Below are 8,083 nucleotides of genomic sequence, written 5' to 3' on the forward strand. Positions count from 1 at the left end.
TTCATATTTAGATTGCAGATTAATCAAGAAAGACTTTTTTATATACAAATAATTAATGATATGAGTTTTGGGTTTAGACGGGGAGAAAATACAAAATGGCTATTAGTTTAAATAAAGGTGGAAATTTATCTTTAAGCAAAACAGATCCTAATTTGGTTCGAATCCTGATTGGATTAGGATGGGATGAGCGTGCAACTGATGGCGCTTCATTTGATTTAGATGCGAGTGCATTCTTATTAACGGTTACTGGTAAGGTTCGTGGTGATCATGATTTTATTTTTTATAATCAACTTAAATCACTAGATAATTCAGTAGAGCATACAGGTGATAACCGTTCTGGTCAGGGTGATGGAGATGATGAAACTTTACTAGTTAATCTTTCAAAAGTTGCCCCTGAAGTTGAAAAAATCGCAATTACAGTAACCATTCATGATGCTCAGGCAAGAAGCCAAAATTTTGGACAAATTGCCAATGCATTTATTCGAATAGTAAACCAAGACACACAAGTTGAAGTAGTACGTTTTGATTTGGCAGAAGATTATTCAACTGAAACCGCAATGGTATTTGGAGAAGTCTATCGCCATAACGGTGAGTGGAAGTTTAGAGCCGTAGGCCAAGGGTACTCAGGTGGGTTAGCTGCAATGTGTCAACAATATGGTATTCAAACTGGCTAAAATTATCATTTTAATAAATAAATGATGAATGCTTTTTAGTTCTTTATAAAAGGAAAGAAATGAAACATTTTTGGTTCTCAATTTTTTTTACAGTGATCTGTTTGGGGTTGTCAGCATGGTGGGGCCTTACTCATGGTCCGAATGCTGGTTTATCAATGATGCTTAAAGCCGTATTGATTACAGGCGTATTGGCAGTAATGGAAGTTTCTTTATCTTTTGATAATGCTGTTGTGAATGCATCGATATTACGGAACTGGGATGAGTTTTGGAAAAAGATTTTTCTTACAGTAGGGATTTTGGTTGCTGTATTTGGTATGCGTTTAGTTTTTCCTTTACTGATTGTTGGCGTAACTGCTGACATGGGAATGATTGAAGTTGCTAAGTTAGCATTAAATGATCCTAAAGCGTATTCAGAGAAATTGTTAGCTCATCATGCCGAAATTTCAGCTTTTGGCGGTATGTTCTTGCTATTGGTATTTTTAAATTTCTTATTTGATGACGGCAAAGATACACACTGGTTCCATTGGTTAGAAGCGCATTTATCTAATTTAGCTAATATCCCTGCAATGTCGGTATTTGTGTCATTAATTGCTCTACTTATCATGTCTGCATTTGTTCCTGCAGAGGAGAAACTAGTTGTAATTGTCGCTGGTATTTGGGGCATCGTGGTCTACATCGGTGTTCAAGTCATTGGTCATTTATTGGAAAGCAGTGGTGATGAATCAGATGATAAACAAATAGAAAACAAGTCAAGTAATCTTGTTAAAGCTGGTATCGGTGGCTTTCTTTATCTTGAAGTATTAGATGCTTCATTTAGTTTTGATGGCGTTATTGGTGCATTTGCGATCACAAATGATGTTGTCGTTATTATGCTGGGTTTAGCAATTGGAGCAATGTTTGTCCGTTCAATGACTATTTATTTAGTTGAAAAAGGCACCTTGGAAGCCTTTATCTATTTAGAACACGGCGCACATTATGCCATCGGAGCCTTAGCTGCAATTATGTTGTACACAGGAACTGGTGGTCATGTTCCTGAAGTTGTAACAGGTTTAATTGGTATCGCCTTCATTGCATGGGCGGTACTATCTTCAATCGCTTACAATAAAAATCAAACACAAACTTCATAAGAACTTTTAGATAGATCATCTATAGGGTGACTATCAATTTAATCATATAAACAATGAGTTGAAATTTAAAAGGAGTAACTCAAATGGCAATTAGCTTAACCAAAGGTGGTAACGTTAGTTTAACAAAAGAAGCACCTGGTATTACCAAAACAACTGTGGGTTTGGGCTGGAATCCGCGTGTGACTGATGGAGCTGCTTTTGACTTGGATGCAACTGCATTTTTAGTCAATGAAAATGGTAAGGTTCGTGCTGATAATGACTTTATTTTCTTTAATAATTTAAAATCATCTGATGGCTCTGTAGTTCACAATGGCGATAACCGTACAGGTGAAGGCCATGGGGATGACGAAACTTTAAGTGTGGACTTGAGCATGGTTCCTGCTGATGTTTCAAAAGTGATTTTTGCTGTCACAATTTATGATGGTCAAACTCGCAACCAAAATTTTGGTCAAGTTGCTAATGCTTACATTCGTGTAAGTAACAATGCTGGTGGTAGCGAAATTGCACGTTATGACTTGTCTGAAGACGGTAGCACTGAAACGGCTATGATCTTTGGTGAGCTTTATAAGCATGGTAGTGAGTGGAAATTCCGTGCAATTGGTCAAGGTTTCGCTGGTGGTTTAGGACCTTTAGCTGCTTCGTATGGTGTTGCTGTTTAAGGAATAATTGAAAGATAGTGCTTAGACACTATCTTTCTTTTTTTATACCTATAAGTGATAGAAATAGGTTATTTCTTTAAATGTTAAGTCTAATTCGTGAATAAAAATAAAATTAAATGATGTTTTTTAAGGGTGTCTTCTTTTATATATATGTTCAATATCAAGCTAATTTTGAGTTAGATAACATTACTTTTGGGGTTGATCCACAGTATCGTTTAAGTGATATATGCCATTTTATAATCAATTTGAAACACCGTGCCAAATAGTCATTCACTTTAGAATCTTAATAAGCCTAATCATTTTAAAGTTGTTAGAAATTAAAAAGGATCAATAAAATGGCACATTTTAGTTTAGTGGGGTCACCAGAACCATTCTTACATGTTGCAATGCGCCGTGGCGACCGGATCTATTGTGAAAGCAATGCAATGGTTATGATGGAGGATTCTCTTGAATTAAAAGGGCGACTACAGGGTGGCTTAATGCAATCCTTATTACGTCGTTTTGCGAATGATGAGTCTTTATTCCAGCAGCATATCGAAGCTGTGCGCGGAGATGGCGACTGTTTATTATCTGCATCACTAGATGGTGATATGCAAATTCTCGATGTTGGGGCAACCCAATACATATTAAGTGATGGTGCATTTGTTGCTGCACATGATTCAGTTCACGTCAAAGCAAGATTAAATAGCAGTCTTGGTGGAGCTTTTTTTGGGAGTACGGGCGGTTTTCTTGTCATGGAAACTAGTGGGCAGGGACAGGTTGTAGTTTCTGGTTGTGGAACTTTGTTTGAGATAGAAGTGGGACCGAATAAAGAGGTTGTTATTGATAATGGCCATGTAGTTTGTTGGGATTCACGTTTAAATTATCAACTATCTGTTTCAACATCCCAAAATAATGGTTTTCTTGGCAATTTAGTGAATAGTGTAACCAGTGGGGAAGGCATGGTATTGCGTTTTTCAGGCGCTGGAAAAGTCATTATTTGTTCGAGAAACCGAGATAATTTTCTGCAATGGTTGATGTCAAAGTTAAACCGTCATCAGTCTAATTAAAAAAGTAATCATTTATAGTCTTAATGGGGAGATCCATAACATGGCAATTAATTTAGAAAAAGGCCAGAAAATCAGTTTGCAAAAAGCAGATGGTAGTAGTCTTCAACAAGTTTTTTTAGGGGTCGGTTGGGATATTGCAAAAAGTAAAGGATTTTTAGGTTTTGGCGGTGGTAGTAATATCGACCTTGATGCTTCTGTAATTTTGTTTGATGAAAATAAAAAAATGCTCGATGTCGTGTACTTTGGGCAACTACAAAGCAAAGATGGTAGCATTCGACATTCTGGGGATAATCTAACTGGAGCGGGGCGTGGTGATGATGAAGTAATTCGAGTCAACCTTAATCAAATCCCTCGACACGTAAAATCTTTGGTATTTACTGTTAATAGTTTCCGAGGTCAAACTTTTGAGAAAGTTGAAAATGCATTCTGCCGCTTGGTTGATCAATCAAGTAATCAGGAAGTTGCAAGTTATAAACTTTCCTCACAAGGGGCGCATACTGGTCTAATTATTGCAAAAATTTATCGCCATAATGATGCATGGAAAATGCATGCAATTGGTGAAAACGTACATGGTCGTACCTTCAAAGATATTGCTCCTTATGTTTTACCTCATATTTAATTTTTTAGATTGATTGAGTAATACTTCCACCATTGTTCAAAGCAATGGTGGATTATAGGAAGATGATTTATAACAAGTTACGTTATTAGGAAACCATTTTCTTTTTTTGTAAGATGGTATCGAACATGCTAAATAAAATACAAAGAACAACTAATCCAATACCAGCAAGACAAGTCATGGTCCATCCACCACGGTTCCATGCAAAAATTCCTAATGCCGAACCGCCTGCGCCACCAATAAAGTAAGTCGTCATATAAATGGCATTAATACGAGACTTTGCATCTGGTCGTAAACGGAAAATAATACTTTGGTTACTGGTGTGTACAAGCGCGAGTGCTAATTGAATTAAAGCAAAACCAATAATATAGCTAGAGAGTAAAGTCTGCCCATAATAGAAACAAATCCAACTCAATAAGAATAATCCACATCCCATCCATGTCAGTAAGCCTGTATGTCCTTGATCTGCATATTTACCAATGTAACGTGTTGATAAAGCACCAAAGATACCGACTAAAGGCACTAGTCCAATAAAGAGATCAGGTAAATGATGTGCTGAGGTAAGGAGTAATGCGATGGTGGAATACAGAATACTGACTGATGCAAATGCAAAGCCACCTGTAAGCGCTCTTATTAATAAACGCTTTTCCTCTTTTAGAAGCTGAGCCATAGAACCAAAGATCTGTCCATAGTTCATTTTCATACGCAAGACATAAGGCAAGCGACTTTTTAAGGTGTACGCCAGTAATAACATTAATATGCCACTTACCACATAAACGACTTTCCAGTGGAATAGGTTAGAGAATAAACCCGCTAGACTAGTAGAGAGTAAAATTCCGACCAATAAGCCGCTCATTAAAAAACCAATGATCTCGCCAGTTTTTTCAGGTTTTACAGTCATTGTGGCAAGTGGAATAAGCACTTGAGCTGCAACTGAAAACAATCCTGCTAAAATTGTGCCGATCCATAGCATTGGTAAGTTAACGGCAAAAGCAGACGTAAATAGGCCAACTGCACAAAGCACCATCAAAAACGGAATAGCCTTGGCTTTATTGACGATATCGCCCATCGGAACAATAAAGAGCAGACCGAGGGCATAAGACACCTGAGCAAATGTAACGGTCAATGCTGCTTGTGCCTGAGTTACGGCAAAGTCTTGTTGAATCGAGTGAATCAGGGGCTGACAATAATAGTTCACACCTGCACACAAACCACATGCTGCTGCCATCAACCAAAGCAATGGTTTATTCTGACTGATATCTTCAGGGGTAGACATGATGTTCTCTCGATTTTATTAGGTGTATGCGGTTGCTTCGACTTCAATGAGCATATGCTCTAATGCAAGGCGTGGTACAGGAATGAGTGTACAGGCTGGAAAAGGATGATTTTTCCATAAATTTTGCATAATTTTAATCAAAATTTGATGTTTTTCGATCGAATGGTCAACAACTAAAACTCTTAATACAGCAATGTTACTAAGCTCTGCATTGGCAGCTTTTAAAGCATGTTGAATGTTATCAAAAGTTTGGGCTGCTTGTTCTTCAAAATTTGGGCTTAATTCACCTTTTGAGTTTTCGCCTCCTTGGCCTGCAATATGAATAATCTTTTTAAAATTTTCTACCACAGCAACATGACTATAAGCATTTGGGGTAGGGTTATATAAAGTTGATGGATTTATTATCTTGAAAGTTTCTTGATTCATGTAACTCAACCGTTTAGTAAAATTTAGATGAGTATCCAACCTCAACTTAAGTTGAGGTCAAGAAAATTTAATGTTTTAGTCTTTTCTTTCTAAGTGTAATCATCATCACACCTATAATGTTGAGAAGACAACCCACCCATTGCCACATATTTAAATGTTCATTTAAAAAAACGACTGCAAGCAAAATCGTTAAAACAGGTCCGATTGAAGCAATCATTGCTGATTGAGATGCTCCAAGTCTTTCAATACTTTGCATGAGCATAACGGTAGGCAACACGGTGACCAAGAAGCCTAGGCCAATCCCATACCAAATCACACTAGATGGTAGTTGTAATAGAAGTTGAATCGGATGAGGTGTGCTTAATACATAGTGTGTTAATGTACCGATACAAGCCACAGTTAAGGCTAAACCAGTGAAATTCCAAGAACCAAATTTCTTAATTAATGGTGGGGTTAGTAATAAATAGCCCGCAAAAGCCACCGCACCTGCAAATACTAAACTTGTACCTAGCCAGAAGTTGCCCTGAATTGGTGCGTTGTTATGCTCTTGAAGCATGACCAACACAGTTCCACCATAACTAAGAAAAATGGCAAATAAACTTTTTGCATCTAATTTTTGTTTGTAGAGCAGACTTGAGACGATGACGGTAAGCGTGGGATATAAAAATAGAATAATTCGCTCAAGAGAGGCACTAATAAACATGAGACCCATAAAATCGAGCCAACTTGCAAAGTAGTAGCCTAATAGACCGGCAAAAATTAAAATTAGCCAATCCTTCTTTTTTATGCCCTTATTATGATGCCTGTTAAACCAACAAATGAGTAGAAAGAACGGTAAAGCGCTTAACATGCGTAAAGCCATCAGGACTGTAGCGTCTACTAATGGAGAAAGGGCATAAGTCTGTTTAATAAAGATTGCTTTTGTACTGAATAGAAAAGCAGAGCAAAGAGCAAAAAAAGACCCGATTTGAAACGAAGAAAACGAAATTTTCATATACAAGACTGTATAAGAGAGACTATTGTCTGCAAAAAAAGAAAAAGCTTCCTATATTACACCTCAAATCAAATATCGTGAATCATCAGTTCAAAATATGGGTATTTATTAAATAAATATTGGGTGGTATTTTAAAAAAGTTCAATTAGAATCCAAATTCTGTACAAAGAATACACATGGGGGAAACATTGCAGCTTAGCAATGTTTTTGACAATGAGAAATTAGCTTGAGGAACGCTCATGCAGATCGGAATCCCAACCGAAACTGTCGTCGGTGAAAATCGTGTAGCTGCTACGCCAGAGACAGTAAAGAAGTTGATTAGCGCTGGTCATAGCGTTGTAATTGAACGTGGTGCTGGTGTAAAGGCTGCGTACATTGACAGTGCTTATGAACAGGTCGGTGCAACCATTACGGATGATGCCTATACGGGTAGTCAAATTATTTTGAAAGTTCGCGCTCCACAAGGCGAAGAAATTCAAAAACTTCCAGCAAATACTGCTGTTGTAGCAATGTTTGATCCTTATCGTAATACCGAGCTAGATCAGTTTGCGAATCAGCAAGTTTCTGCCTTTGCTCTGGAATTGCTTCCTCGTACGCTTTCTCGTGCGCAGAATATGGACGTATTGTCTTCTCAGGCAAACCTTTCTGGTTATAAATCAGTGTTGCTTGCTGCTGCTGAATATCAGCGCATGTTCCCAATGCTTATGACGGCTGCTGGTACGGTAAAACCTGCTCGTGTTGTGATTATGGGTGTGGGCGTTGCAGGTCTTCAGGCAATTGCAACAGCAAAGCGTTTAGGCGCAATTGTTGAAGCAACTGATTTGCGTCCTACAGCAAAAGATCAGGTTGAATCTTTAGGTGGTAAGTGGTTAGACGTACCAATGTCTGAAGAAGAACAACAACGTGCAGCAGATGCCGCTAAAAATGGTTATGGATGGATGCCGGGTGAGCAATACATCAAAGACCAAGCGGCGATTGTTGATAAGGCTGTTTCTAACGCTGACATCGTGATTACTACTGCGTTATTGCCAGGTCGTGATGCACCACGTCTGATTAAGGCTGAAACTGTTGCCAAGATGAAACCTGGCTCTGTCATTTTAGATATGGCTGTTGAAACTGGTGGTAACGTTGAAGGCTCTAAAGTGGGCGAGACTGTTTTTACAGAAAATGGCGTGAAAATTTTGGGTGTTCCAAATATTCCGGCAACTGTAGCGACAGAAGCTTCTGCACTATATGCGCGTAACGTTTTCAATTTCGTAGAG

The 8,083-nt window shown here is 38.1% G+C and carries 9 protein-coding genes; 6 read left to right on the top strand and 3 right to left on the bottom strand.

Annotated features, from left to right (window positions below; translation table 11 throughout):
- The first annotated feature begins 95 nt into the window (after positions 1–95).
- The 5 genes from FY048_RS11330 (at position 96) to FY048_RS11350 (ending at position 4,128) form a co-directional block, all read left to right on the top strand.
- On the top strand, positions 96–674 hold the full coding sequence (locus tag FY048_RS11330) for a TerD family protein (protein ID WP_446091172.1): 579 nt from the start codon (positions 96–98) through the stop codon (positions 672–674).
- Positions 675–733: 59 nt separating this feature from the next.
- Positions 734–1,801, top strand: coding sequence for a DUF475 domain-containing protein (locus tag FY048_RS11335; RefSeq protein ID WP_446091173.1), 1,068 nt, complete (start codon positions 734–736; stop codon positions 1,799–1,801).
- Positions 1,802–1,884: 83 nt separating this feature from the next.
- The gene (locus FY048_RS11340) at positions 1,885–2,460 is read left to right on the top strand and encodes a TerD family protein (protein WP_446091174.1); all 576 of its coding nucleotides are present in this window, start codon (positions 1,885–1,887) and stop codon (positions 2,458–2,460) included.
- Between the two features lie 335 nt (positions 2,461–2,795).
- Positions 2,796–3,509 (top strand): TIGR00266 family protein, encoded by a 714-nt coding sequence (locus FY048_RS11345; protein ID WP_446091175.1) that lies wholly within the window; start codon positions 2,796–2,798, stop codon positions 3,507–3,509.
- A gap of 40 nt (positions 3,510–3,549) precedes the next feature.
- A complete protein-coding gene (locus FY048_RS11350; RefSeq protein ID WP_446091176.1) occupies positions 3,550–4,128 on the top strand; it encodes a TerD family protein in 579 nt (192 codons plus the stop codon).
- Positions 4,129–4,213: 85 nt separating this feature from the next.
- On the opposite strand, the gene FY048_RS11355 is transcribed toward FY048_RS11350, so the two are convergent.
- The 3 genes from FY048_RS11355 to FY048_RS11365 form a co-directional block, all read right to left on the bottom strand.
- Positions 4,214–5,401 carry an MFS transporter gene (locus FY048_RS11355; RefSeq protein ID WP_446091177.1) on the bottom strand — a complete coding sequence of 396 codons (1,188 nt, stop codon included), beginning with the start codon at positions 5,399–5,401 and terminating at the stop codon, positions 4,214–4,216.
- A gap of 18 nt (positions 5,402–5,419) precedes the next feature.
- Positions 5,420–5,827 (bottom strand): RidA family protein, encoded by a 408-nt coding sequence (locus FY048_RS11360; protein ID WP_446091178.1) that lies wholly within the window; start codon positions 5,825–5,827, stop codon positions 5,420–5,422.
- Between the two features lie 67 nt (positions 5,828–5,894).
- Entirely contained in the window at positions 5,895–6,821 is a 927-nt protein-coding gene (locus tag FY048_RS11365) for a DMT family transporter (protein WP_446091179.1), read from the bottom strand.
- A 239-nt stretch (positions 6,822–7,060) separates the two neighbouring features.
- Here FY048_RS11365 and FY048_RS11370 point away from each other — a divergent pair.
- On the top strand, positions 7,061–8,083 hold a 1,023-nt coding region (locus tag FY048_RS11370), incomplete at its 3' end, for an NAD(P) transhydrogenase subunit alpha (protein ID WP_446091180.1).

This window comes from Acinetobacter sp. 1124_18A (assembly GCF_052824995.1).